The organism is Cryobacterium lactosi, from assembly GCF_004403945.1.
GTDB classification, from domain to species: Bacteria; Actinomycetota; Actinomycetes; order Actinomycetales; family Microbacteriaceae; genus Cryobacterium; species Cryobacterium lactosi.
The window spans coordinates 83427-108214 of sequence record NZ_SOHM01000018.1 but is presented as its reverse complement, the minus strand read 5'-3'; the positions used below and the strand labels follow the sequence as shown (position 1 = coordinate 108214).

Here is a 24788-nt window from a genome sequence, read left to right as displayed (position 1 = left end):
TTCAGCCTACATTCGGCGCATGTGGCTGGACGAATCCGCGCCGGGGCCGGCGGGGAACGGTTGCGGTGCCGGCGGGGTCGGCGGCGCGACGGCCAGGAGCGCCGGGTCGCGGGGCAGGGCGACGGTGACGTGGGTGCCGGTGCGGCCGTCGGATTGCAGATCGATTGTGCCGCCGAGCCTCTCCACGAGTCCCTTTGTGAGGGGCAGTCCGAGACCGGTTCCGGCCAGCGACTCGGCGCTGGCCGACCTGAAGAACCTGTCGAAGACCTTCTCGATGTCGGCAGGCGGGATGCCGATGCCGTTGTCGCTGACGGTCAGCAGCATGCCATCGGCGCCGGCGGTGCAGCCGACCCAGACCTGGCCGTGCGGGGGTGTGAACTTCACCGCGTTGGAGACCAGGTTGGTGAGCACCCGGCGCAGGTCGGAGGCCGAACTGTGCACGTTGAACGGCCCGGCGCCGAATTCGACGGTCAGGCTCACCCCGGCGGTCTGCGCCTGCGGTGCCAGTTCCTCGACACACTCGGCGACCAGCGCCGCCAGGTCGACGGGTTCGGACTGGCCGGCGTCGGACTGGGTGCTCATCTTGGAGAGGTCGAGCAGGTCCTCCACCAGCTGGGCCAGCCGATGTGAGTTGCGCACGATCACCCGGGTGAACCGGGCCTGGTCGGGGTCGAGGGCCGTGTCTTCGAGTTCCTCCGCGAAGCCCAGGATGCTCGTGATCGGGGTGCGCAGCTCGTGGCTGACCGACGACACGAAGTCGTCCTTCTGCCGGTTCAGGTCGCGCAGTGCGTTCGCCACCTCACGCTCCCGCTCGAGCAGGCTGTCTCGCTGCGCCAACTCTGCGGCAAGCAGCAGCACCGAGCTGGCGTAGGTGACCAGGAAGATCTGCACAAAGGACCCGGCGGTGCCGATGCCGCCGCCGGCCTGACCGGAAGTGAAGTAGCCGATCCCCATCGAGGTCAGACCCGACGCGACCAGCGCCGTGCCGCACAGCTCCCAGGCCACGATTTTGATGCCGAACCTGAACGCCGCCCAGGTGAGCAGGGGCAGGATCAGGAACGAGATCGGCAGCGACCGGCCCGGCCCGTAGGCGATGCCGAGGGTCAGGAGCATGAAGCCCACCTGAATGAGCAGCTCCAGGCGGCGGTCCGGCCGGCCCCGGCCGCTCTGCACCAGCGCGAGCGGCACGAGGACGAAGACCGCGAACGCGTGCGAGGGGACGGCCGAGAGCAGGACAGTGCCGAATGATGCGGAGTTGACCAGGGTCAGGGTGGCCGCGGCGATGATGCCGATCGTCACGGCACCGCACAGCACCGCGACCGTGAACCGGAGCACGTCACGCACACTGTGCAGCCGGGCGGGCTCGTCACGGGTGGCCAGGATGCCGGTGACCACCACCGCCTCGAGAGCGTTGGCCAGGCCGAAGCCGAGGGCCACCGGCAGGGAGCGGCCGCCGCCGAGATTCGAGGCCACGCTGACCAGGGCCACCAGCACGGCCACCACGACGCGTTCCCTGCCCCTGGCCACCAACATGGCGAGCACGGCGGCGGCGGCGGCGGGCCACCAGGCGGCGACGCCGAACTGGGCGTTGGGTGCGGCGAGCGAGGCAAGTCCGAGGCCGTAGGCCGCGAGCAGGATCAGGAGAACGGCCGTGTAGCGCCAGCGGCGCGGAGCCGCCCAGAGCATGGCGACGAGGTTGTTCACCGGCGTGGTGTCTCCCCCCGTGAAACCGACCGCGGCGCGATTGGATAGTGTCAACGTAGCGTGTCGTGTGCCCAGTGCGGGTGGCACACGCGCGAGATCGAACGTCGAACCAGGGGACACGCCGGATGCCACGCATATTGATCGTCGAGGACGACGAGGACGTCAGGGCCCTGATCGGTCACAAACTGCGCCGGGCCGGGCACGAGGTGACCGAGGCGGGCGACGGCGAGGAGGGCCTCGCGGCCGCCCGCGCGCAGTCGCCCGACCTGATCGTGCTGGACTGGATGATGCCCAAGCTGACGGGTATCGAGGTGTGCGCCCAGGTGCGTGCGGACTCCTCGCTCACCCAGCCGCGCATCCTGCTGCTCACCGCGAAGTCGCAGGACAGCGATATCGCGCTGGCGATGGAGACCGGTGCGGACGCCTACCTGATCAAACCGTTCCGCGCCAACGACCTGCTCGAACGGGTCTCCGCGCTGCTGGTGTCCCCGGCCGTCTGAGCCCAGCACCCGAGCGTGCACTGGCCTGTCGGCGGCCGGGGCGCCCAGATCAGATTCCGGCCGCGGTTTCGAGAACGGCCGGCTGCTCGGCTTCGGCGGTCTTGCGCCTTTTCACCAGAACAGCGAAGTACCCCGCGGCGATCGCACCGACCAGGCCGACACCGGCCGTGATGAGGAAATACATGTTGTTCGCGCCGGCCACATCATCACCGTAGGCGGTGTAAATAGCCGCGCTGATCTGAGGAAGCACGATGTCGGGAAGGTATCCGACCAGGGAGATCAGCCCGATCGCGATACCTGTCGCCGACACCGGCACGCGGCAGTCTTCAAGCAGCGACCAGTAGACACCGCGGATGACGTAGACAAAGAGGCCGACGAGCACGACCATCACGTAGACCAGTCCGATGGTGGTGCCTCCGGGCATCAGTGCCAGAGTGATGAGCCCGACTGCGGAAATCAGCATCGCCGCCGACAACACCCGCGACTTGCCCAGCTTGTCTGCGAGGTACCCGCCGCCGAAGCCACCGATGGGTCGCATCCACATTACGACGACGGTCACCACGCCCGCGGCAACGGGGGTCACTCCGTGATTCGTGGTGAGGTACCCCGAAAAGTAGTAGTACACCCAGAAGAGTGTGTAGCCGCAGAACAGCGCGAACATCAGGACCCACACTTCGCGGATCTTCAGGATGCGGCGAACTGCGGAAAAAGTCGATTCGCTCGGTTCCACCTGGGTGACCTCGGCCGCCATCTTCTCGTCGCTGGACAGCACGAAGAAGAGAGCAACTGACAGCAGAATGAGCACGCCGCAGTACATGTAGACCACGGCCTGGAATCCTGCCGTGGTGTCAGCGAGGTTCGATCCGTTGTCGCCAACGAAGAGCGCGAAGATGGCAACGGCGACAGTGGCCAAGGCCGCTTCGACGACCCCTCGGCCACCATCCAGGGCGCCGAAGAATCGTCCTTCTTCGTTCTTCTCGGCGAGAAGGTTGACGGCCTTCAGCAGTGCGCTCCAGAACGTGAAGACCGAGGCGAATCCCCAGACCAGGAAGACGAAGACCAACGTCGACTTGTCCGGGATCTGGGCATAGAACAGTCCGGTGAGCGCTGTGAGCGCCAGCGAGAAGGTGATCATGTATTTCGTCGGGAACTTGTCAGCCAGCCACCCGCTGGGGAGGTAGCCCACCACGAAGATGATGCCGAGCATGGAGTAGAGATTGGCCAACTCGGCGTTGGACATATCGAAGACCTGCAGAATGGTCGCTTCGAAGTTCTGACGCAGGTAGACCAGCGGATAGATGGAACCTCCGGCCAGGATCAGCAGGACGAGCTGGAAAATCTTCTTTGATTGACCGGACTTATTCATGTGCGATTTGCCTCTGTGTGATCGAGAAGGATACGGCGTGTGCGAAGAAGGATGGCGTCGGTCTGCGCCCGGAGTTCGGCGGAAACCTCTCGGAGCCCGTCATAGAGGGTGACGTTCCGGGGATTCGGCTCGAAGCGGGCTTCGCGCCGCACCATCGCGTGTGAGGCATCGCCGAAGCTGGGATAAACACCGCAGGACACGGCGACGCAGATGGCAGCGCCGAGGCCTGCAGCGTTGCGAACCTCGTTGCGCACCACAGGAATGCCGAAGACATCGGCAAAGATCTGCATGCACAGGTCGCTGTAGGAACCGCCGCCTGAGAGGACCAGCGTCTCGATGCTGATCTGTCGTTCCGCCTCCATGGCCATCATGTTGTGCTTCATGGTGAACGCGATGCCTTCGAGTATGGCCCGGTACATATGGGCGTAACCGTGGCGCTCATCGAAGCCGACGAACATCCCCTTTCTGTGGGGCTCTGTCGGTGGCGCGAGCCAATCGAGGACGCACAGAAGGCCGTCACTGCCGGCGGCAACCTGCGCCGCCAGGGTGTTGAGGTGTTCATCTCCGGACACTCCTGCCGCCGCGGCGCCCGCTCTGATCTCGTCTCCGAGCAGGTTGCGGAGCCACGAAACTGTCCACATGCCACGGCGGATGCCGCCGCACTCGTAGATGTACCGATGCGGCTCCGACGCGAAATTGGAGAAGTAGGACGCCGAATCGGCAACGTACTCGTTGCCGACGACCATTCCGGTGACGTACGTGCCCAGGGATACGAGGCCTGTCGTCTCATCGCGCAGCCCGGCTCCCAGCGCTTCTGCAGCCTTGTCGTTGGCCGTGTGAACCACGGGAAGTCCCTGCGGGATTCCGGTGACGGCCGAGAAGCGCTCGTTCACGTAGCCGCCGACGTCGCCAGGCATCTGCACCCGGTACAACATGTCTCGGCTGACGTTGAAGGAGTCGAAAGTCTCCTGGTCACTGAACCAGTCCCACGTCTGAACGTCCATGGGCCAGGGGCCGATGTAGTTGGCAACGGTATCGGTGAGTTGACCGGTGAGTCGCCCCATCAGGTAGCCCGATGTCGTGGTCACATAGGCGACCTCGTCGTTGGTGTGTTCATAGGGTCTGGCCAGGCGTTCGTCCATCCAGCTCTGCACCGGCTCAACCAACGTGCCGTCCTGGCGGGTGAGCGCCCGACAGCAGCGGATGGTGCACAGGCCCACCCCGATGATGTCGGCCGGATCGCCACGGAACTCCTTCATCACGCGCGACGCCGCTGCAACGATCGAATCGTAGAGGTCGTCGTCCGGATGTTCGACGACGCCCGGCTCGGGCGTGTAGAGGGGTTGCAGGGCCTGGCTGGCCTCGCAGACAACGCGCCCGTCGGTGTCGAAGATGACTACCTTCGAACTCTGCGAGCCACCGTCAATCCCAAGAATGTACTTCTTTGTCATTGTGAGATCCATGTTCTTTCTGCCGGTGCTCAGCGCACCAGGTATCCTCCGTCGACGCTCAGGATGTGCCCGTTCACGTAGTCGGAGGCGCGGCTGGCGAGGAATACGGCCGCCCCCATCAGGTCTTGGCTCTGGCCCCATCGATTCGCGGGGATGTGGTCGAGGACACGCTGGTTGGCCTGCGGGTCTGCTCGGGTGTCGCTGGTGAGCTCGGTTGCGTAGTACCCCGGGGCGATGCCGTTCACCTGGATTCCGAACTGCGCCAATTCATCGCAATAGGCCTTGGTGAATCCGGCGATGCCGTGCTTCGTCGCGGCGTACGCGGGTGACCACTGGCCGCCGAGGAAGGTGAAGACCGAGCAGATGTTGATGATCTTGCCGCTGCGCTGCGGGATCATGTATTTGGCGCTTTCATGCGACATCTCGAACGCTGCGGTGAGGTTGAGCGCAACCATCGGGTCCCACTGCTGGCGCGTGTATTTGGTGACGTCGGGTTCGTTGATGCTGCGACCGGCGCAGTTCACGAGGATGTCGACGCCGCCGAATTCTTCGATGCAGGCCTCGACGATTTTTCGAGGGTTTCCCTCGACAGTGATGTCAGACATGAGATACGCGTACTTTGCGCCGGCCGCATCGATCAGTGCCCCGGTTTCGCCGTCGTCAGCCATGATGCTGACGGCGAACACGTTCGCGCCGGCCTGTGCCAGAGCGAGGCTGAAGGCCTGGCCCAGGCCGGTGTTGCCGCCGGTGACGATGGCGGTCTTGCCGTTCAGTGAGAAGAAGTCCATCTGGAAGTCAGAAATATTGACGTCGGTCATGCGTTTTCTCGATTTCTGTGTGGGGATGCGCGGGTGCGCCAGGCGCCACGGTCGTTGTGCGCGTCCTGGCGCACCCGCGCCGGAAAAGGGGGAAGCTACTTGGCGAGCGGGAAAATGGTTCCGCGGTTCATGATCCCGTTCGGGTCGAACGCGGTTTTCAGCGTCTCGAGCATGTACAGCGAGGAACCGTATTCCTCGGCGAGGAAGTGCGTGCGGTGCTTTCCGACACCGTGGTGGTGGCACATCGAACCGCCAAGCTTGAGGGTTTCCTCGACGATGATGTTCTGAATCGGGTCGTGGTAGGTGGCGCGTTCCTCGGTGGGGTCAACGTCGATCTTGTAGTAGTAGACGAAGTACATATTCGTTCCGTTGAGGTAGCTGTGGCTGGAGTGTCCGCCGAGCAAACTGAACTCGGCCGAGATCTCCTCCCGGATGCGGGCGAGCGCATTGACGTAGATGTCGTGGATGACGCTCCAGTTACCGGAGATCTCGGTGGTGAAGCCGTTGATCAGGGTGTCCCGAATCTCAACTCGTTCTTCTTCGATCTTCGAGACATCCCAGTTGAGGTTGTCGAACCAGTCCTCGATGAGTGTGTCGTCGACCCGATCGGCGGAGCTGAAGGTGGAGACGATCTCTTCGATGGCGGCCCCCGTGGCATCGGCGATCGGCTGGGGACCTTCGGCGACGAAGATGAGCACGCAGCGGCCGTCGGAGAAATGCTTGAAGTGGTAGAGACCATCTTCCGTGTCGTACAAGCGCGCAACAGACGGTCGGTAGCCCTGCGTGATGACCTCGCGCAGAATCTCCAGACCGGTCTTCATGTCATCAAGCAGGTAGCCGTAGAACTTGTTGTTCTCCGGGTAGTAGCGGAAGATCTTGACGGTCACCTCGGTGATGTAGTTGAGGGCCCCCTCGTTGCCGATCACCAGGTGACGGATATCCGGCCCGGCCGCCCGTCGCGGCACATTCTTGATGCGGCAGATCTCACCATTCGGGAAGACAGTTTCAACGCCGACGAGCATGTCTTCGATTCCCCCATACAGGGTCGAGAATTGTCCGATCGAGCGGGTGGCGACGAGCCCCCCATACTGAGCCAGGGGCTTGGACTGTGGCGAGTGCCCGGTGGTGTAACCGATCTTGCGCAGTTCGTTCTCGAGGTCCTCGAGGCAGACGCCGCACTGAACAGTGGCCAGCATGTTCACGGTGTCGACGTTGAGAATCTGGTTCATGCCCGAGCCGTCCACGACGATGGAGTTCTCGACGACCGTCTCCAGGCCGCCCTCGGTTGCGGATCCGCCCGTCTTCGGCACCACGTTGATGCCGTTGTCGTTGGCGAACTTCAGCACCTGTGCCACCTCTTGCGGGCTGCTGGGCTTCACCACGGCCGCTGGGAGAGGCAGGGCGTAGATCCCGAAGATGTTCTCGACCTTGTAGTACCGATCTGCGCTGTTGTCCTTCAAGGTCTGCTCGTCGGTGATGACCCGGTCGAGGCCGAGGATTTCAACGTAGGCACTGACAATCTGTTCACGGGTGAGGCGCATGGGTTCGACTGATTCCGTTCGTTCTAGGTGTTCCTGATTTCGGAGGTTGAGCAAGGTGTCCACCCCTTCGTGGGTTAACGACAAAAAAGAACAGCGATCCCCTCAGATGAGGGGGTCGCTGTTCTCTGGGTTTTAGCAACAGTTCCGAACGAGGTCCGGAACGTGTATGAAGTTGTAAGTTGTGCGGAAGCCTAACACGGCCGTTCATCCCGAGCGCCGGAGTCGGGCCGGAATCGCGAGGTAGAGTACAGCGCATGTCTGCCGAACCGACCTCGATCAGCGATGTCCTGTCGCTTCATCCCGTTATCGCGAGTATCAAGGACGACGACGGCTTGAGAGCGGTCCTCACTTCCCCCTGCCCCGTCGTCTTCGTTCTCTTCGGGTCGGTCATGACGATTCACAAGATCGTGGCGACCCTCAAGAATGCCGGGAAGACGGTCTTCGTGGATGTGGATCTGCTTGACGGCTTTTCAAGCAAGCCCGTTGCCGTCGACTTCCTCAAGGCGCACACCGACGTCGACGGGGTCCTGAGTTCGAAATCGATTATGGTCCGAGCTGCCAAGGCAGCGGGACTGATGGCCGTCCATCGGCTTTTCCTTGTCGACTCGTTCAGTTACCACAGTGTCTCCAAGCAGGTGAAGATTTCGGATCCTGACGCCATCATGATCCTGCCGGGATGCATGCCGCGGGTGATTTCCTGGGTCCGTGCCGACACCGACCTCCCGCTGATCGCCGGTGGGTTGGTCTGCGACAAGGCAGACGTGATGGCGGCACTCGCCGCGGGTGCCGGCGCAATCGCGTCGTCGAACCGCGACGTGTGGCTGATGTAGCCGACCACGACGCCGACCCAGGGAATGCAGGGACGGCCTAACGCTCGCGCAGTTCCTTGAGCACCAGAGCGGTGGACAGTGCCGCGGTGGCGGCTTCCTCGCCCTTGTCCTCCTTGGATCCGGGCAGGCCGGCCCGGTCCAGGCCCTGCTGTTCGTCGTCCAGGGTGAGCACGCCGAAGCCCACGGGCTTGCCGGTGTCCAGGGCCACGCGGGTGAGGCCATCCGTGGCCGCCGCCGACACGTACTCGAAGTGCGGGGTGCCGCCACGGATGATCACGCCGAGCGCCACCACCGCGTCGGCGCCGTTCTCCAGTGCCACCTTGCTCGCCACGGGCAGCTCGAAGCTGCCGGGCACGCGCACCAGGGAGTACGTCGCCCCGGATGCCTCGAGCACCCGGGTGGCCCCCGCGATGAGGCCGTCGGTGATCACGTCGTGCCAGCGGCCGGCGATGATGACGACCTCCAGTCCGGTGCCGTCGACGGAGATGTCGGGGGAGCCTGCTCCACTCATAGTGCGAGTCCTTTCACGATCTGGTGTGCTGAGATTTCATGGCCCATGCGGTCACGTTTGGCCGCCAGGTAGTCCTCGTTGTGGCTGCCGACGCCCACGACCAGCGGTACCCGTTCGGTGACCGTCACGCCGTGCGCCTCGAGCTGGCGCACCTTCTCGGGGTTGTTGGTGAGCAGCCGCACCGAGCCGAGGCCCAGTTCGTCCAGGATGGCCGTGGCCGCGCCGTAGTCGCGGGAGTCGGCCGGCAGGCCAAGCGCCAGGTTGGCGTCGAGGGTGTCCAGGCCGTCCTCCTGCAGTTTGTAGGCGCGCAGCTTGTTGATCAGGCCGATGCCGCGGCCTTCCTGGCCGCGGAGGTAGACGACCACGCCGCCCTCCCGCTCGATGGTGTCCAGCGCGGCCTGCAGCTGCGGTCCGCACTCGCACTTGAGCGACCCGAACGCCTCACCGGTGAGGCACTCGGAGTGCACCCGCACCAGGGCGCCGTCGTGTGGGGTGCCCGAGACGATCGCCACGTGGTCGGCCCCGGTCATCCGGTCGCGGTAGGCGCGGATCTTGAAGGCGCCGTGCGAGGTGGGCACTGTGGTCTCCACCTCGAAGTCCACCCGCGGCGATTCGCGGATCGGGCTGACCGAGGCGAGGTCGTCGTCGCAGTGGAACTTCTGCAGGTAGTCGATGAGGTCGGCGATGGTGATCACCGGCACGCCTTCGCGCTCGCCGAGCACCAGCAGGCCGGGCAGGCGCATCATCTCGCCGTCCTCGGCGACGATCTCGGCGATGCCGGCCACGGGGGTCAGCCCGGCCAGCTTCATCAGGTCGACGGCCGCCTCGGTGTGGCCGTCGCGCTCCCGCACGCCGCCGTCCATGGCCCGCAGCGGCAGGATGTGGCCGGGCCGGTTGAGGCTGGCCGGCGTGGAGCTGGGCTCGGCGAGCACCCGCAGGGTGTGCGCGCGGTCGGCGGCGCTGATGCCGGTGCTGAGGCGGTCGGCGGCGTCGACGGTGACGGTGTAGTTGGTGCCGCGCGGGTCCTCGTTGTTCAGCACCATCACGGGCAGGTCGAGGGTGTCGGCGATGTCGTTGGTCATCGGCGCGCAGATGAACCCGCTGGAATGGCGCACGGTCCAGGCGATCCATTCCTGGGTGGCCAGCTGGGCGGAGATGATCACGTCGCCCTCGTTTTCGCGGCCCTCGTCGTCGGCGACGATGACGGGTTTGCCGAGCCGGAGTGCCGCCAGTGCGGTGGGGATGTCGGCGAGGCTCATGGGGTGCTCCTTAGAACAGCGGATGGTGCGGATGGTTCGGTTGAGGGGGCCGGCGGGGCGACGGTGCGGGCCGCGAGGGCGAGCATCCGTTCGACGTGCCGGGCGATGATGTCGGTTTCGAGGTTCACCCGGTCGCCCACCGTGAGTGCGCCGAGCGTCGTGGCGGCGAGGGTCTCGGGGATCAGGGACACCTCGAACCACTGGTCGGCCAGGTCGGCGGGGGAGATGTTGCTCACCGTGAGGGAGACGCCGTCGATGGCGATCGAGCCCTTGTCGACCACCAGCGGCGCCAACGCCGCATCGAGACTGAATCGCACGACGCGCCACGCCTCGCCGGGCACCACGGCCAGCACGCTGCCGGTGCCGTCGATGTGGCCCTGCACGATGTGGCCGCCGAGCCGGCCGCCCACCAGGGCGGCGCGTTCCAGGTTCACCGGGGTGCCCGCGGCGACGCCGTCGAGGGTGGACATCGACAGGGTCTGCGCCATCACGTCGGCGGTGAAGGTGTCCGGGGTCTGCTCCACCACGGTGAGGCAGACGCCGTTCACCGAGATGGAGTCGCCGTGCCCGGCGCCGTCGACCACGAGCGGCCCGCGGATGGTGAGGCGGGCGGCATCCGGCGTGCGCTCGATGCGCTCGATGGTGCCGAGTTCCTCAATGATTCCGGTGAACATACTGGTCCTCAACTTGTCTGGGCCGGGGTGGCGGTGGCGGTCTGATCGGTGGGTGGGGTCGTGCCGGGCGCGGCCGCCGGCAGTGCGGGGTGGGCGACCAGCAGCAGGTCGTCGCCCAGGTGGCGCAGCGCGCCGATCCGCAGCCGTCGCTGCTCGTTGATGCCGGCGACGCCGATGTCGCCCAGGGCGAGCCTGTCGCCGCCGAGCAGGGTGGGCGCCAGGTAGATCAGGTAGTCGTCGACCAGGCCCGCGCGCACGAAGGCGCTGGCGAGGGTGGGGCCGCCCTCCACGAAGACCCGGCGGATGCCGCGTTCGCGCAGGTCACCGAGGAGCGTGGGCAGGTCGTGTTCGGTGAGAAACCACGGGGTGAGCGGATGCCCGTGCACGGCCGCACCGGCCGGCACCGGGCGTCGCCCCACCACCACGGGCCGCGGCTGGTGGGCGAGCAGGGTGCCGTCGGCGGCCCGGGCGGTCAGCGCCGGGTCATCGGCCAGAACGGTGCCGGTGCCCACGAGGATCGCGTCGGCGCCGGAGCGGCGCTCGTGCACGTCTGCGCGAGCGGCCGGTCCGGTGATCCACTGACTGGAGCCGTCGGCGGCGGCGGCGCGGCCGTCGAGGCTGGAGGCCCATTTCACGGTCACGTGCGGGCGGCCCAGGCGTGCCGACACCAGCCAGTCGGCCAGGAAGGCCTGGGCTTCGGCGGCGAGCAGGCCGCCGGTGACGTCGACGCCGGCCGTGCGCAGCCGCTCGGCCCCGCCGGCGGAGTGCGGTCCGGGATCGGCGACGGCGTAGACCACCTGGGCCACGCCGGCGTCGATGAGCGCAAGCGCGCACGGGCCGGTGCGGCCGGTGTGGTTGCAGGGTTCGAGGGTGACCACGGCGGTGGCGCCGCGGGCGCCGCCGGGGGCCAGCTGGGCGAGGGCATCCACTTCGGCGTGGCAGGTGCCGGCGCCGCGGTGCCAGCCCTCCGCGAGAACCTCGCCGGCCGGGCTCAGGATCACGCAGCCGACGCGGGGGTTGACTCCTTCGGCCGGGCCGTTGGCCGCCAGCTGCAGGGCTCGACGCATCGAGCGCTCGAGCGTGTGCTGCTGCTGCATTCCCTGTCCCGTCGTTGTGACGCTCTCCGGGAGGGGGTTTTCGCGTACGCGAAAGCCGTCGACGGTTCACAAGGAACCATCGATCCGTGCGCCTCCCATCCGGACTTTAACCGTCGGTGCTGGAATTTCACCAGCTCAACCGGTACCCAAACATCAGGTCCCGGCTCGCGGACTTTCACCGCCGGTTCGGATTCTCACCGACCCCGGAGCACGTTTCTTATATCCAGTTATATCTCAACGCGCAGGCCGGTGCGGTATTCCCGACGTAACCTGACGACGTCTGGGTACCGTCAGATGGTGGCGACCAGGGCCCGGGCGGTGCTTTCGTCGACGAACAGGTCGGTGATCAGATCGGCCTTCAACGCCCCACGGAGGCTCGGCAGTTTCGCCGTTCCCGAGACCACGCAGAGCCGGCGCGGAGTGCGCCGGAGCACGTCGAAATCCGGCCCGGTGCCGCGGGTGTTCAGCGGGATCCCGTCGGTGGAGCCGTCCGCCCGGAAGAAGATGGTGGCCACATCGCCCACCACCTCGGAGCGGCTGAGCGAGGCGTAGTCCGCCTCCTCCAGGTAGCCGCCCGCGTAGACATGGCTGGGCACCTCGGAGAACGGCGAGCCGAGGCCGAACAGCGCCACGTCCATCCGCGCCTGCATCTCGAGCAGCCGGCTCACGCTGCGCTCACGCCACAGGGCTTGTTTGGTGGCCGGGCTGTCGAAGAACGCCGGCACCGGGAACTGGTGCACGTGCGCGCCGAACGCATAACCGAACCGGCCGAGGATCTCACTGGCGTAGCTGAGGCCGGTGGTGCGCATGTTGCCGGCGCCGTTGAGCTGGATGATCTGCGACCCGTGAGTCTGCTTGGGCGTGACATGGCGGCTGATGGCATTCATCGTGGAGCCCCAGGCGATACCCATCACCATGTTCGAGTCGAAGAACTGACCGAGAATTCGTGCAACCGAAAGCGCCACCCGCTCCAATCTGTCCACATCCGAGGCGTGATCGGGAACCGGAACGACGTGCGCGGTGATCTGAAAACGCTCCTGGATGAGCAGCTCGAGACGGCTCGGCGCGTCCAGGGGAGAGCGGATCTGGATGTCGACCAGGCCGGTCGCGCGGGCGTGACTGAGCAGTCGGGACACCGACGAGCGGGAGGTGTGCAGTTCGTGGGCGATGGCATCCATCGTCAGGTCCTGCATGTAATACAGGTGCGCGGCGGTGAGGGCATCCCGCACCCGATCGGACTGCGCTGACTCGTCGACGAGGCTCACGGCCCCTCCTTGCACGTTTGTTCACTCGGCTTGACCAGATGTGATTGATCTACTCAAGCTTGATTAATCCATATGGAGGGCCCCCGCGCAAACCCGGCTGGGTCATCCGCACCAATTCGGTCGAGCACCACCCGGTTAACCGCCCGGCCGAATGACGAACAAAGGTAGTGAACAGTGCAGTCCATCCCCCTCTCCTCACCTGCTGATTCCGCCCGATCCGCCCTCGCCGAGCGCCCCAACGCGAAGGTGCTGATCATCGGTGCCGGCATCAACGGCATCGCCACCTTCCGCGACCTGGCGTTGCAGGGAGTGGACGTCACCATCGTCGACCGGGGCGACTTCGTCTCCGGCGCCTCCGCCGCGTCGTCGCACATGATCCACGGCGGCATCCGCTACCTGGAGAACGGCGAGTTCCGCCTCGTCAAGGAGTCGGTCACCGAGCGCAACGGCCTGCTCAAGATCGCGCCGCACTACGTCAAGCCGCTCAAGACCACGGTGCCGATGTTCTCCGCGCTCTCCGGAGTACTGGCCGCCCCGCTGCGCTTCCTCACCCACAAGCAGGGCAAGGCGCAGGAGCGCGGTGCGCTGCTGATCAAGGTCGGGCTGGTGCTTTACGACTCCTTCTCCCGCGACGGCGGCTCGGTGCCCAAGCACGAGTTCCACGGCCGTAAGAAGTCACTGGAACGCCTGCCGCGGCTGAACCCCGGCCTCAAGTACACCGCCACGTACTACGACGCGTCGATGCACGACCCCGAGCGCCTCGCGCTGGACGTGCTCCGCGACGGCCTGGACACCGGCCCGCACGCCCGCGCCGCCAACTACGTCGAAGCCGTGGGCATGGATGCCGACGGCGTGCGCCTCCGCAACACCGTCACCGGTGAGGAATTCAGTTTCGCCGCCGACGTGGTCGTGAACACCTCCGGTCCGTGGACCGACCTGACCAACTCCGCGCTCGGCCAGGCCAGCACCTACATGGGCGGCACCAAGGGCTCCCACATCGTGCTGGACCACCCCGAGCTCTACGCGGCCACCGGCGGCGGCGAGATCTTCTTCGAGAATAACGACGGCCGGATCGTGCTGATCTACCCGCTCGCCGGTCGAGTGCTCCTGGGCACCACCGACCTCGAGCACGACATGAGCCAGCCGATCCGCACCACTGAAGAAGAGATCGACTACTTCTTCGACCTGGTCAAGCACGTGTTCCCCGACATCGAGGTGAACCGCTCGCACATCGTGTTCAGGTTCGCCGGCGTCAGGCCGCTGCCCAGGCACGACGACGAGGCCCCCGGCTTCGTCTCCCGCGACTACCGCATCGAGTCCACCCCGCTCGGCGCACGCCCCGGCACCCTGCTCAGCCTGGTCGGCGGCAAGTGGACCACCTTCCGCGCCCTCGCCGAGCACCTCAGCGGCGACATCCTCAGCCTGCTCGGCCAGCCCCGCACGGTGTCCACCGTCGGGCTCGCCATCGGTGGCGGCAAAGACTTCCCGGCCACCGCGGCCGCCCACACGGTGTGGCTCGCCGCCCACGGCGACGAGGTCGGCCGGGACCGCGCCCAGGCGCTGCTCACCCGGTACGGCACCCGCGCCGGCGCGATCATCGACTTCCTCACCGAGGCGGCGGATGCGCCCCTGGCGCACAACCCGCTCTACACCCGCCGCGAGATCGAGTACCTGGCGCGCGAGGAGTCGGTCACCCACCTGATCGACCTGCTGCTGCGCCGCACCAGCCTCGCCTTCATCGGCGGACTGACCGTGCCCCTGCTTGAGGAACTGGCCGGCGTGCTGGCCCCCGTGCTCGGCTGGGACGCCGCACGCACCGCCGACGAGGTGACCCAGGCCGGCCAGGAGCTTGCCGAGGTGCACGGCGTCGACCTGATGGGCGCGTCAGAGGCCGTTCCGGCCCCGTAAACCAGACGGGAGGTGGGGGACTTCCCCGCCTCCCAATCTGCACAAACGTGCGCGTGGGGCTATCTTTTTGCTGTTTTTGACTCGGTAGCGTGTCAGGACCGCACAATTTCCCGCGGGTACGGAAAAACACGAAAGGTCAATGTGGACAATCTCGGTGTTGTATTCCTCTCGGAGCTGGTGGGCACTGCCCTCCTAGTGCTCCTCGGCTGCGGCGTTGTCGCCAACGTCGCCCTCACGAAGAACAAGGGCTTCGGCGCCGGGTTCCTCATGGTCACCATCGGTTGGGGCCTCGCGGTCTTCGCCGGTGTGATCGTCTCGTACAACTCCGGTGCGCATCTGAACCCGGCGGTCACGCTGGGCCTGGTGTCCTCCGGAGCCACCGAATTCGGTTCCGGCGTGCCGGTGAACGTCGTCTCGGTGCTGGTGTACATCGCTGCCCAGATGATCGGCGCCATCATCGGCGCCGTCGTGGTCTGGCTGGCGTACAAGCAGCACTTCGACCAGGAGCCGGAGCCGGCGAACAAGCTCGGCGTCTTCTCCACCGGTCCGGCCATCCGCTCGTACGGCTGGAACCTGGTCACCGAGATCATCGGCACGTTCGTGCTGGTGTTCGTGGTTATCGCCTTCGGCGGCGGTCGCCAGGGTGAGAACGGCGGCCTCGCGGCCCTCGGCGCCCTGCCGGTGGCCCTGCTGGTGATCGTGATCGGCACCTCCCTCGGCGGGCCGACCGGCTACGCCATCAACCCGGCCCGTGACCTGGGCCCGCGCATCGCCCACGCCCTGCTGCCCATCAAGGGCAAGCGGGGATCCGACTGGTCCTACTCGTGGGTTCCCGTCGCCGGACCCGTCATCGGCGGTGTGCTGGCCGGCTGGGCCTCGCTGGTGCTGCTGCCCATCCTCGCCTGATCCTCACCCGATCCACCCATCAATCTCAAACAGCCACGTCCCAACACAGGAGTTCCGACATGAGTGACAAGTACATCTTCGCCATCGACCAGGGCACCACGAGCACCCGAGCGATCATTTTCGATCACTCCGGCTCGATCGTCTCCACCGGTCAGCTCGAGCACGAACAGATCTTCCCCCGCGCCGGCTGGGTCGAACACGACCCCATGGAGATCTGGGGCAACACCCGCCAGGTCATCGGCCAGGCCCTGTCCAAGGCCAACCTCACCCGGCACGACATCGAGGCCGTCGGCATCACCAACCAGCGGGAGACCGCCGTGGTCTGGGACCGCACCACCGGCCTGCCGATCTACAACGCCATCGTCTGGCAGGACACCCGCACCCAGCCGATCGTCGACCGGCTCGCCGCGGACGGCGGCGGCGACCGGTTCAAGGCCACCGTCGGCCTGCCGCTTGCCACCTACTTCTCCGGCACCAAGATCGCCTGGATCCTGGAGAATGTCGACGGCGCCCGCGAAAAGGCCGAGGCCGGCGACCTGATGTTCGGCACCACCGACACCTGGGTGCTCTGGAACCTCACCGGCGGCCTCGAGGGCGGCGTGCACGCCACCGACGTCACCAACGCCAGCCGCACCCTGTTCATGAACCTGGAAACCCTCGAATGGGACGACGAGATCCTCGGGATCTTCGGCGTTCCGCGCTCGATGATGCCCGAGATCCGCTCCTCCAGCGAGGTCTACGGCACGGTCAACGAGCACAGTCTGCTGCGCGAGGTGCCGATCGCCGGCATCCTCGGTGACCAGCAAGCCGCCACGTTCGGCCAGGCCGCGTTCGACCAGGGCGAGGCCAAGAACACCTACGGCACCGGTAACTTCCTGATCTTCAACACCGGCACCGAGATCATCCACTCCAAGAACGGCCTGCTCACCACGCTGGGCTACAAGCTCGGTGACGCCGAACCGCACTACGCTCTCGAGGGCTCGATCGCCGTCACCGGGTCGCTCATCCAGTGGCTGCGCGACAGCCTGGGCATGATTTCGTCGGCGAGCGAGATCGAGGCGCTCGCCCGCACCGTCGACGACAACGGCGGCGCCTACTTCGTGCCGGCGTTCAGTGGCCTGTTCGCGCCGTACTGGCGCTCGGATGCCCGCGGCGCGCTCGTGGGCCTGACCCGGTTCGTGAACAAGGGCCACATCGCCCGCGCGGCCCTGGAGGCCATCGCGTTCCAGACCCGCGAGGTCATCGACGCGGTCAACGCCGACTCCGGCGTGCCGCTGACCGAACTCAAGGTCGACGGCGGTGCCACCGGCAACAACCTGCTGCTGCAGTTCCAGGCCGACATCCTCGGCGTGCCCGTGGTGCGCCCGGTCGTCGCCGAGACCACCGCGCTCGGAGCCGCCTACGCGGCCGGACTGGCCGTGGGCTTCTGGAGCGGCCTGGGCGAGCTGCGTTCGAACTGGCAGGAAGACGCCCGTTGGGAGCCCGACATGGAGGAAGCCGAGCGTGCCCGCCTGCTCCGCAACTGGAAGAAGGCCGTCACCAAGACCCTCGACTGGGTCGACGAAGACGTCCTGTAGCCGGGCAAGACCGGTAGCCGCCGGGACCCGGTAGACGCCGCATCCGCCACTCTTCTGAGTTGTGCGGGTGCGGCGCCGCTATGCGGGTGGCGCGCCACCCGCATGGCGGCGCCCACCCCGCATGGCGCCCGTGCCGCCCCGCCTCACCCGCCTGCGGCCGCTCTTAACGGCCACAGAGCCGCGCATCGGCCCGGGTTCGGCTACCGGGCGGCGAGCAGGGCGGGCAACTCCGCGAGGCCGCTCAGACGGATGACGCCCAGCGCGCGGGCCTCGGCGAGGTCGGCCTCCGGTGGGGGAGGGCCCGCGGAGCCGAGACGGTCCAGCCACACCCCGGTCAGCCCCGCGGCGGCGGCCCCGATGGCGTCGGTGCGGAGGCGGTCGCCCACGTACACCGAGCGGGTCGGTTCGGCGCCGAACAGGGCGCAGGCGTGCAGGAAGATCTCCGGCCTCGGTTTGGCCAGGCCGAACTCGGCCGAGGTGATCACGTGCTCCACCCGGGCGTCCAGGCCGGTGTCGGCCAGTTTCACGCTCTGGTAGGCCAGCTCCCCGTTGGTGATCAGGCCGAACCGCACCCCGGGGATGCGCCGGGCCAGCTCGTCGAGGCAGGGCAGCGCATCCGCGTGCAGGCGCCAGTGGGCTCGGTAGTGCACGAAGTAGTCCTCGAACCAGGCGGTGGCCTCCGCCGCCGTGAGCTGCACCCCGTGTGCCGCCGCGAAGTCGCGGGCGCGGGCGCCGCGCTGCCCGGCGAAGTCGAGCGAACCGGCGAGATAGGCGTGGTAATGCTGCTCCTCGAGAGCGTTCCACAGCGCCACCACGTCGTGCGGGTCGGCGGCCGCACCCCGGCCGCCCTGCGCGGCGACGTGGCCGAGGATGCCGGCGGCCACGGCTTCCCGGTGCGCGAACAGGGTGTCGTCCAGATCGAACAGCACCAGCGTCGGCGCGGTCACACCCGTCCCACCGGTCACGGCAGCCTCACCGGCCACAGTCGCCCGCAGGAGCGCACGGCACCGCTCACGCGCCCACGACCTCGGCCGGCCAGCCCGCGGGCGCTGTGCGGTCGTCGGTGGCGTGCAGCACGGCCTTCCACGACGGCGGATGCGTGCCGTCGCGGTACGCGATCCCGGCCGGTCCCAGCCCGGTGTAGCGGAACCCGGCCTTCCGGGCGGCCCTGGCCGACGCGAGGTTGCCCGCCACGGCCTCCCAGTGCACGGTGTCGCAGAGACCGGTGCCGAAGCCCCAGTCGAGCACCAACCGCTGCGCCTCGACCATCAGGCCACGGCCCCGATGCGCCGGTCCCAGCCAGAACCCGATCGAACTCGAGCGGACCGCCGAAGCCGAAGCCGCAGCCCCATCCGAAGCCGCATCCACCCCAGCCGGCACAGGCACGCTCAGGCTGATCACGCCGAGCAACTCCGGCGACGCCGAATCGCGCACCGCCCAGGTGTACTCCTGGTCCCCGGCCCACGCGGCCGGCACGTAGCCGGTGACGAAGTCGGTGGCATCCGCGAGCCGGTACGGCCAGGGCAGCCGGGCCAGGTACTCGGGCATCACCGGGTCCTGGCAGTACTCGAACACCCGCGGCACGTCGGCGCCCTGCGGCGTATCCAGCCGCACCAGCGGAGAGGCCAGCTCGACCGGACGCATCAGCACACCACCAGAGCGCGCCTCAGCGGCGCGCCAGGAAGCCCATCCGGTCGAACGCGGTCGCCAGGGTGACGTCGGCCACCGCGGCGGCCCGGTCGGCGTTGGCGGCCAGGATCCGGTCCAGTTCGGCCGGGTCGTCGAGGAGCTCCAGCACCCGTCCCCGAATCGCGCCGAAGGTCTCGGTGACCACCTCGGCCAGGCCCTTCTTGAAGTCGCCGTAGCCCTTGCCCGCGTACTCGTCCTCGAGCGACTCGATCGACCGCTCCGCCATCACGGAGTAGATCGTGAGCAGGTTGGCCACGCCGGGCTTGTTCTCCCGGTCGAAGACCACACCGCCCTCGGCGTCGGTGACGGCGCGCATGATCTTCTTAGCGGTCACTTTCGGCTCGTCGAGCATCCAGATCACGCCGGCGTGCGACTCGGCCGACTTGGACATCTTCGAGGTGGGGTTCTGCAGGTCGTAGATCTTCGCGGTGTCGCGGATGATCGAGGCCTCCGGCACCGTGAAGGTGTCGCCGAAGCGCGAGTTGAACCGGGCCGCCAGGTCGCGGGTGAGTTCAACGTGCTGGCGCTGGTCCTCGCCCACGGGCACGATCTCGCTCTGGAACAGCAGGATGTCGGCGGCCATCAGCACCGGGTAGGCGAACAGGCCCACCGTGGTGGCGTCGGCGCCCTGCTTGAGGGACTTGTCCTTGAACTGGGTCATCCGGCTGGCCTCGCCGAACCCGGTGAGAGTGTTCAGAGCCCAGGCCAGCTGCGCGTGCGCGGCCACGTGCGACTGCACGTACAGGGTCGACTCGGCCGGGTCGATGCCCGCCGCGATGTACTGAGCGGCGGTGGCACGGGTGTTCTCGCGCAGCTTCGCCGGATCCTGCGCCACGGTGATGGCGTGCAGGTCCACGATCGAGAAGAACGCGTCGTGGTTCTGCTGCAGTTTCTTCCAGTTCAGCAGCGCACCGATGTAGTTGCCGATCTGCAACGAGTCGGCGGACGGCTGCATGCCGGAGTAGAGGCGGGTCTTGGTCATAGGAGAAGTCATTTCGTCAGGTTCGAGGCCGCGCAGGCGGCAAAAACAGCAATCAGATGGCGTAGTCGACGACCACGGGGGCGTGGTCGCTCCAGCGCTGGTCGTAGGCTTCCGCCCGGTCGACCGTGTAGTTCACGACGGATGCCGCCAACGCGGGCGTCGCGAGCTGGTAGTCGATGCGCCAACCGGTGTCGTTGTCGAACGCCTGGCCGCGCCAGGACCACCAGGTGAACGGTCCGTCCATCTCGCCTGCGGCCTTGCGGCCCACATCCACCCAGCCCAGGCCGGCGCCGTTGTTGTAGTCGGCCTCGTCTTCGGCGCCCAGGATCTTGTCGAAGTAGGCGCGCTCCTCGGGCAGGAAGCCGGCCCGCTTGACGTTGCCCTTCCAGTTCTTGATGTCGAACTTGCGGTGGCCCACGTTGAGGTCGCCGAGCACGACCACCCGCTCGCTGTGCGCCGCCAGTTCGGGCAGCCGGGTGAGCATGGAATCGAGGAAGGTGAACTTCTCGACCTGCTTGGGGGTGTCCACCTCGCCGGAGTGCACGTAGGTGCTCACCACGGTGACGATCTTGCCGTTCACCTCGTAGTCAGCCTCGAGCCAGCGGCCGGCGCTGTCGAAGTCGGGGTGGCCCAGCTCGACCCGGTGGATCGACGCGCTCTTGCGGCTGGCGATGGCCACGCCGGCGCGGCCCTTCGCCGAGGCGGCGTCGTGCAGGATGTTCCAGTCCGGCCCGAGCAGGCCCTCGATGTCTTCGGTGGCGGCGCGCACCTCCTGGATCGCGAGGATGTCGACGTCGCGGGTTTCGAGCCAGTCGCCCATGCCCTTCCGGAAAGCGGCGCGGATGCCGTTGGTGTTGATGCTGGCGATGCGCAGGGGGCGGACGGACTCTGATGCGGGAGAAGACGGCATGCGCCGATTCTACCGAGTGCCACCGACGTGCGGCCGGGGCTACCGCTCCGCCGGCTCGGTGACGCCGTACTTCTCGGCGCGCTGTTCGGCGCGGCGCAACCGCCGGTTGCTGCCGAATCGGTGCAACCAGGATGCGCTCTCCCGCGCCAGCCGTGCCTGCCTCAGCTCTACCGCGGCGGCCAGGCGCAGCGCCTCGGCTTCCTTCTCCTCGGCGAGCTTCTTCGTCTCGTCAGCGCTGAGCGTGGCCGGGGGGATGCCCGCGTCCTGCATGCCCACGGCGATCCAGGATGCGGAGATCAGGGTGACGGTGGAGGTGAGGTTGAACCAGATCAGCAGACCGATGATCACCGCGAAGCCGGCCAGCAGCGGGTTCTTCGCCGCGCCGCCGAGCAGGGCGGCGCCGAGCACCTTGAGCACCCCCAGGGCGATCGCGCCGAGCAGCGAGCCCACCAGCAGGTTCTTCCACGGGATGCGCACGTGCGAGAGCAACCGGAACAGGGCGGCGAGGGTGATGGTGTCGATGATCAGCACGATCAGCAGCCCGACCGCCTGGCTCGAGGCGATGAACCAGAACGAGTCGGCGCCCTGGCCGAAGAGGCCGAGGAAACCACGGAGCAGTTCGGTGCTCACGATCGAGATCACGGCGGATACCACCAGGGCCAGGCCGAACAGGAGCCCGAGGCCGAGTTCGCGCAGTTTCACCAGCACGAAGAAAGTGGTCTCCTGGCCCATCCCGAAGATGCCGCGCACGGCCTGCGAGGTGGTGTTCAGCCAGCCGAGAGTCGTGGCGAGCAAGCCGACCAGGGCGATGGCGCTGCTCCAGGTGAGCGCCCCGGTGTTGCCCAGGTCGGCCGGGTCGACGACGCCGTCCTTTCCGATCAGGCCGGGAACGGACTGGTTGATCAGCACGAACAGCTGGTCCATCAGCTGGGGGTTGCTGGCCAGCCACAGCCCGGCAACCGAGAACACCAGCCAGAGCGCGGCGAAGATCGCGAAGATCGCCTGGTAGGCCATGCCGGCGGCCAGAATCGGTCCGCGGCTCTGGCCGAAGTGGGTGTACACCCGCGCCGGTCGTGAGGCCATGACACGCTTGATGAGGTCGCCGATCTTCATCGACCCAGCCTAACCAGCGGGTGCGGCCGACCCGGTGCGAAACGACGAACGGCGGCCAGAAGGCCGCCGTTCGTTAGAAACCCGTAAGGGGTTTAGGGCTTGCCACGCATGATGGCCTGCTTGACCTCGGCGATGGCCTGGGTCACCTGGATGCCACGGGGGCAGGCTTCGGTGCAGTTGAAGGTCGTGCGGCAGCGCCAGACGCCTTCCTTGTCGTTGAGGATGTCCAGGCGCACGGCGGCGTTCTCGTCGCGGGAGTCGAAGATGAACCGGTGCGCGTTGACGATCGCGGCCGGGCCGAAGTACTGTCCGTCGGTCCAGAACACCGGGCAGCTCGACGTGCACGCCGCGCAGAGGATGCACTTGGTGGTGTCGTCGAAACGCTCGCGCTGGGCGACGGTCTGGATGCGCTCCTTGCCGTCCTTGGGCGTGTTCTGCGCCATCAGGAACGGCTGCACCTCGCGGAAGGACTCGAAGAACGGCTCCATGTCCACGATCAGGTCCTTCTCCAGCGGCAGGCCCTTGATGGCCTCCACCGTCACCGGCTTGGTGATGTCGAGGTCCTTGATCAGGGTCTTGCAGGCCAGACGGTTGCGCCCGTTGATGCGCATCGCGTCGGAGCCGCAGATGCCGTGCGCGCAGGAGCGGCGGAAGCTCAAGCTGCCGTCCTGCTCCCACTTGATCTTGTGCAGAGCGTCCAGGATGCGGTCCGTCGCGTACATCTCGACGTCGTAGTTCTCCCAGTGCGGGTCTTCGTCGGTCTCCGGGTTGAACCGGCGCACCGACAGGGTGACCGTGAACGACTGGATCTCTTCGGGAACGGCTGGGGGGCTCTCGAGGGTGGGGGTGCTCACTAGTACTTCCTCTCCATCGGCTGGTAGCGCGTAATGGTCACGGGCTTCCAGTCGAGCGAAATGTGGTCGGCAGCATCCGCGGACAGCGCGTCGCCCGACAGGTAGGCCATGGTGTGCTGCAGGTAGTTCACGTCGTCGCGCAGGGGGAAGTCGTCGCGCATGTGGCCGCCGCGGCTCTCCTTGCGGTTGCGGGCGGAGAACACGACAACCTCGGCCAGGTCGAGCAGGAAGCCCAGTTCGACGGCCTCGAGCAGGTCGGTGTTGAACCGGCGACCCTTGTCCTGCACGCCGATGTTCTTGTAGCGCTCGCGCAGGGTGTGGATGGTCTCCGTCACCTCACGCAGCGACTCGTCGGTGCGGAACACCTGAGCCTTGGCGTCCATGACCTCCTGCAGCTCGCGGCGGAGCACCGCGATGCGCTCGGTGCCCGTGGAGGTACGGATGGTGGCCAGCAGCTCCCGCACGAACTTCGCCGGGTCTTCGGGCAGCGGCACGAACTCGGCCGTCTTGACGTACTCGACGGCGTTGTTGCCCGCACGCTTGCCGAACACGTTGATGTCCAGCAGCGAGTTGGTGCCGAGCCGGTTGGAGCCGTGCACCGACACGCAGGCGCATTCGCCGGCGGCGTAGAGGCCGGGCACGACGGTGGTGTTGTCGCGCAGCACCTCCGCCTTCACGTTGGTGGGGATGCCGCCCATGGCGTAGTGCGCGGTGGGCATCACCGGCACCGGTTCGGTGACCGGGTCGACGCCGAGGTAGGTGCGGGCGAACTCGGTGATGTCGGGCAGCTTGGTCTCGAGCACCTCGGCGCCCAGGTGGGTGCAGTCCAGGTAGACGTAGTCCTTGTTGGGGCCGGCGCCGCGACCTTCCGCGACCTCCTTGACCATGCAGCGGGCCACGATGTCGCGCGGGGCGAGGTCCTTGATGGTGGGCGCGTAGCGCTCCATGAACCGCTCGCCGGACGCGTTGCGGAGGATGGCGCCCTCACCGCGGGCGCCCTCGGTGAGCAGGATGCCCAGGCCCGCCAGGCCGGTCGGGTGGAACTGGAAGAACTCCATGTCCTCCAACGGCAGGCCCTTGCGCCAGATGATGCCCACGCCGTCGCCGGTAAGGGTGTGCGCGTTGGAGGTGGTCTTGTAGATCTTGCCGAAACCGCCGGTGGCGAAGATGAACGCCTTGCCGGAGAAGACGTGCAACTCACCGCTGGAGAGGTCGTAGGCCACCACGCCGGAGGGCTGGTCGACGCCGTCGACGTTGGTCATGATCAGGTCGAGCACGTAGAACTCGTTGAAGAAGTTGATGCCGCGCTTGACGCAGTTCTGGTACAGCGTCTGCAGGATCATGTGGCCGGTGCGGTCGGCGGCGTAGCAGGCACGGCGCACCGGGCTCTTGCCGTGGTCGCGGGTGTGGCCGCCGAAGCGGCGCTGGTCGATCTTGCCCTCGGGGGTGCGGTTGAACGGCAGGCCCATGTTCTCGAGGTCGATGACCGCGTCGATGGCTTCCTTCGCGAGGATCTCCGCGGCGTCCTGGTCGACGAGGTAGTCGCCGCCCTTGACGGTGTCGAAGGTGTGCCACTCCCAGTTGTCTTCCTCCACGTTCGCCAGGGCTGCGGCCATGCCGCCCTGCGCTGCACCGGTGTGCGAGCGGGTGGGGTAGAGCTTGGAGATCACAGCGGTCGATGCGTTCGGTCCGGCCTCGATGGCGGCCCGCATGCCCGCTCCTCCCGCGCCGATGATCACGATGTCGTACTGGTGATAGTGCACTCCGTCGACGATGGTGGATTCGGCGGGCTTGGTCACAGGTGCATCCGTCATGAAAGTTTTTTACAGCTCC

General features: G+C 67.0%; 22 protein-coding genes and 1 riboswitch. Of the genes, 5 read left to right on the top strand and 17 right to left on the bottom strand.

Annotation, left to right across the window (positions count from 1 at the left end):
• Positions 1-6: 6 nt before the first annotated feature.
• The gene (locus E3T61_RS09505; protein WP_134640614.1) at positions 7-1758 is read right to left on the bottom strand and encodes a sensor histidine kinase; all 1752 of its coding nucleotides are present in this window, start codon (positions 1756-1758) and stop codon (positions 7-9) included.
• 71 nt (positions 1759-1829) lie between these two features.
• Here E3T61_RS09505 and E3T61_RS09500 point away from each other — a divergent pair, with 71 nt between their 5' ends.
• Positions 1830-2204, top strand: a complete 375-nt coding sequence (locus tag E3T61_RS09500; RefSeq protein WP_134640613.1) for a response regulator transcription factor — start codon at positions 1830-1832, stop codon at positions 2202-2204.
• 49 nt (positions 2205-2253) lie between these two features.
• Here E3T61_RS09500 and E3T61_RS09495 read toward each other — a convergent pair whose 3' ends face one another.
• The 4 genes from E3T61_RS09495 to E3T61_RS09480 all read right to left on the bottom strand — a co-directional run bounded on the left by E3T61_RS09495 (position 2254) and on the right by E3T61_RS09480 (position 7380).
• A complete protein-coding gene (locus E3T61_RS09495; RefSeq protein ID WP_134640612.1) occupies positions 2254-3570 on the bottom strand; it encodes an MFS transporter in 1317 nt (438 codons plus the stop codon).
• The gene (locus E3T61_RS09490) at positions 3567-5021 is read right to left on the bottom strand and encodes an FGGY-family carbohydrate kinase (RefSeq protein ID WP_134640611.1); all 1455 of its coding nucleotides are present in this window, start codon (positions 5019-5021) and stop codon (positions 3567-3569) included. Before E3T61_RS09490 ends, E3T61_RS09495 begins: the two co-directional genes overlap by 4 nt.
• A 29-nt stretch (positions 5022-5050) precedes the next feature.
• Positions 5051-5839, bottom strand: coding sequence for an SDR family oxidoreductase (locus E3T61_RS09485; protein ID WP_134640610.1), 789 nt, complete (start codon positions 5837-5839; stop codon positions 5051-5053).
• Positions 5840-5934: 95 nt separating this feature from the next.
• Positions 5935-7380: an FAD-binding oxidoreductase gene (locus tag E3T61_RS09480; RefSeq protein ID WP_134640609.1), complete on the bottom strand. Its 1446-nt coding sequence runs from the start codon at positions 7378-7380 to the stop codon at positions 5935-5937.
• Positions 7381-7634: 254 nt separating this feature from the next.
• On the opposite strand from E3T61_RS09480, the gene E3T61_RS09475 reads away from it, so the two are divergent.
• Positions 7635-8210 (top strand): glycerol-3-phosphate responsive antiterminator, encoded by a 576-nt coding sequence (locus E3T61_RS09475; protein WP_134640608.1) that lies wholly within the window; start codon positions 7635-7637, stop codon positions 8208-8210.
• A 37-nt stretch (positions 8211-8247) separates the two neighbouring features.
• On the opposite strand, the gene ribH is transcribed toward E3T61_RS09475, so the two are convergent.
• The 5 genes from ribH to E3T61_RS09450 form a co-directional block, all read right to left on the bottom strand.
• Positions 8248-8721: a 6,7-dimethyl-8-ribityllumazine synthase gene (ribH, locus tag E3T61_RS09470; protein ID WP_134640607.1), complete on the bottom strand. Its 474-nt coding sequence runs from the start codon at positions 8719-8721 to the stop codon at positions 8248-8250.
• Positions 8718-9980, bottom strand: a complete 1263-nt coding sequence (gene ribA / locus E3T61_RS09465) for a GTP cyclohydrolase II (RefSeq protein ID WP_134640606.1) — start codon at positions 9978-9980, stop codon at positions 8718-8720. The genes ribH and ribA overlap by 4 nt, the downstream gene beginning before the upstream one ends.
• Complete coding sequence (locus tag E3T61_RS09460) at positions 9977-10654, bottom strand: riboflavin synthase (protein ID WP_134640605.1); 678 nt, start codon at positions 10652-10654, stop codon at positions 9977-9979. The genes ribA and E3T61_RS09460 overlap by 4 nt, the downstream gene beginning before the upstream one ends.
• A gap of 8 nt (positions 10655-10662) precedes the next feature.
• Positions 10663-11751, bottom strand: coding sequence for a bifunctional diaminohydroxyphosphoribosylaminopyrimidine deaminase/5-amino-6-(5-phosphoribosylamino)uracil reductase RibD (gene ribD, locus E3T61_RS09455; RefSeq protein WP_241992486.1), 1089 nt, complete (start codon positions 11749-11751; stop codon positions 10663-10665).
• 83 nt (positions 11752-11834) lie between these two features.
• Positions 11835-11966, bottom strand: a riboswitch (FMN riboswitch).
• 75 nt (positions 11967-12041) lie between these two features.
• Positions 12042-13016, bottom strand: coding sequence for a sugar-binding transcriptional regulator (locus E3T61_RS09450; protein ID WP_241992485.1), 975 nt, complete (start codon positions 13014-13016; stop codon positions 12042-12044).
• Between the two features lie 174 nt (positions 13017-13190).
• Here E3T61_RS09450 and E3T61_RS09445 point away from each other — a divergent pair, with 174 nt between their 5' ends.
• The 3 genes from E3T61_RS09445 (at position 13191) to glpK (ending at position 17407) form a co-directional block, all read left to right on the top strand.
• Positions 13191-14924: a glycerol-3-phosphate dehydrogenase/oxidase gene (locus tag E3T61_RS09445; protein ID WP_241992484.1), complete on the top strand. Its 1734-nt coding sequence runs from the start codon at positions 13191-13193 to the stop codon at positions 14922-14924.
• Positions 14925-15065: 141 nt separating this feature from the next.
• Positions 15066-15830, top strand: coding sequence for an MIP/aquaporin family protein (locus E3T61_RS09440; protein WP_134640604.1), 765 nt, complete (start codon positions 15066-15068; stop codon positions 15828-15830).
• Between the two features lie 59 nt (positions 15831-15889).
• A complete protein-coding gene (gene glpK, locus E3T61_RS09435; protein WP_134640603.1) occupies positions 15890-17407 on the top strand; it encodes a glycerol kinase GlpK in 1518 nt (505 codons plus the stop codon).
• Positions 17408-17607: 200 nt separating this feature from the next.
• On the opposite strand, the gene E3T61_RS09430 is transcribed toward glpK, so the two are convergent.
• The 7 genes from E3T61_RS09430 to sdhA form a co-directional block, all read right to left on the bottom strand.
• Positions 17608-18354, bottom strand: a complete 747-nt coding sequence (locus E3T61_RS09430; RefSeq protein ID WP_134640602.1) for an HAD family hydrolase — start codon at positions 18352-18354, stop codon at positions 17608-17610.
• A 64-nt stretch (positions 18355-18418) separates the two neighbouring features.
• Positions 18419-19051: a GNAT family N-acetyltransferase gene (locus E3T61_RS09425; RefSeq protein ID WP_134640601.1), complete on the bottom strand. Its 633-nt coding sequence runs from the start codon at positions 19049-19051 to the stop codon at positions 18419-18421.
• A 22-nt stretch (positions 19052-19073) separates the two neighbouring features.
• Entirely contained in the window at positions 19074-20078 is a 1005-nt protein-coding gene (gene trpS, locus E3T61_RS09420; protein ID WP_134640600.1) for a tryptophan--tRNA ligase, read from the bottom strand.
• Between the two features lie 52 nt (positions 20079-20130).
• Positions 20131-20988, bottom strand: coding sequence for an exodeoxyribonuclease III (locus E3T61_RS09415; protein ID WP_134640599.1), 858 nt, complete (start codon positions 20986-20988; stop codon positions 20131-20133).
• A 39-nt stretch (positions 20989-21027) separates the two neighbouring features.
• Positions 21028-22101: a YihY/virulence factor BrkB family protein gene (locus E3T61_RS09410; protein ID WP_134640598.1), complete on the bottom strand. Its 1074-nt coding sequence runs from the start codon at positions 22099-22101 to the stop codon at positions 21028-21030.
• A 92-nt stretch (positions 22102-22193) separates the two neighbouring features.
• Positions 22194-22955: a succinate dehydrogenase iron-sulfur subunit gene (locus E3T61_RS09405; protein WP_134640597.1), complete on the bottom strand. Its 762-nt coding sequence runs from the start codon at positions 22953-22955 to the stop codon at positions 22194-22196.
• Positions 22955-24769 (bottom strand): succinate dehydrogenase flavoprotein subunit, encoded by a 1815-nt coding sequence (gene sdhA / locus E3T61_RS09400; protein ID WP_134640596.1) that lies wholly within the window; start codon positions 24767-24769, stop codon positions 22955-22957. The genes E3T61_RS09405 and sdhA overlap by 1 nt, the downstream gene beginning before the upstream one ends.
• Between the last annotated feature and the right edge of the window lie 19 nt (positions 24770-24788).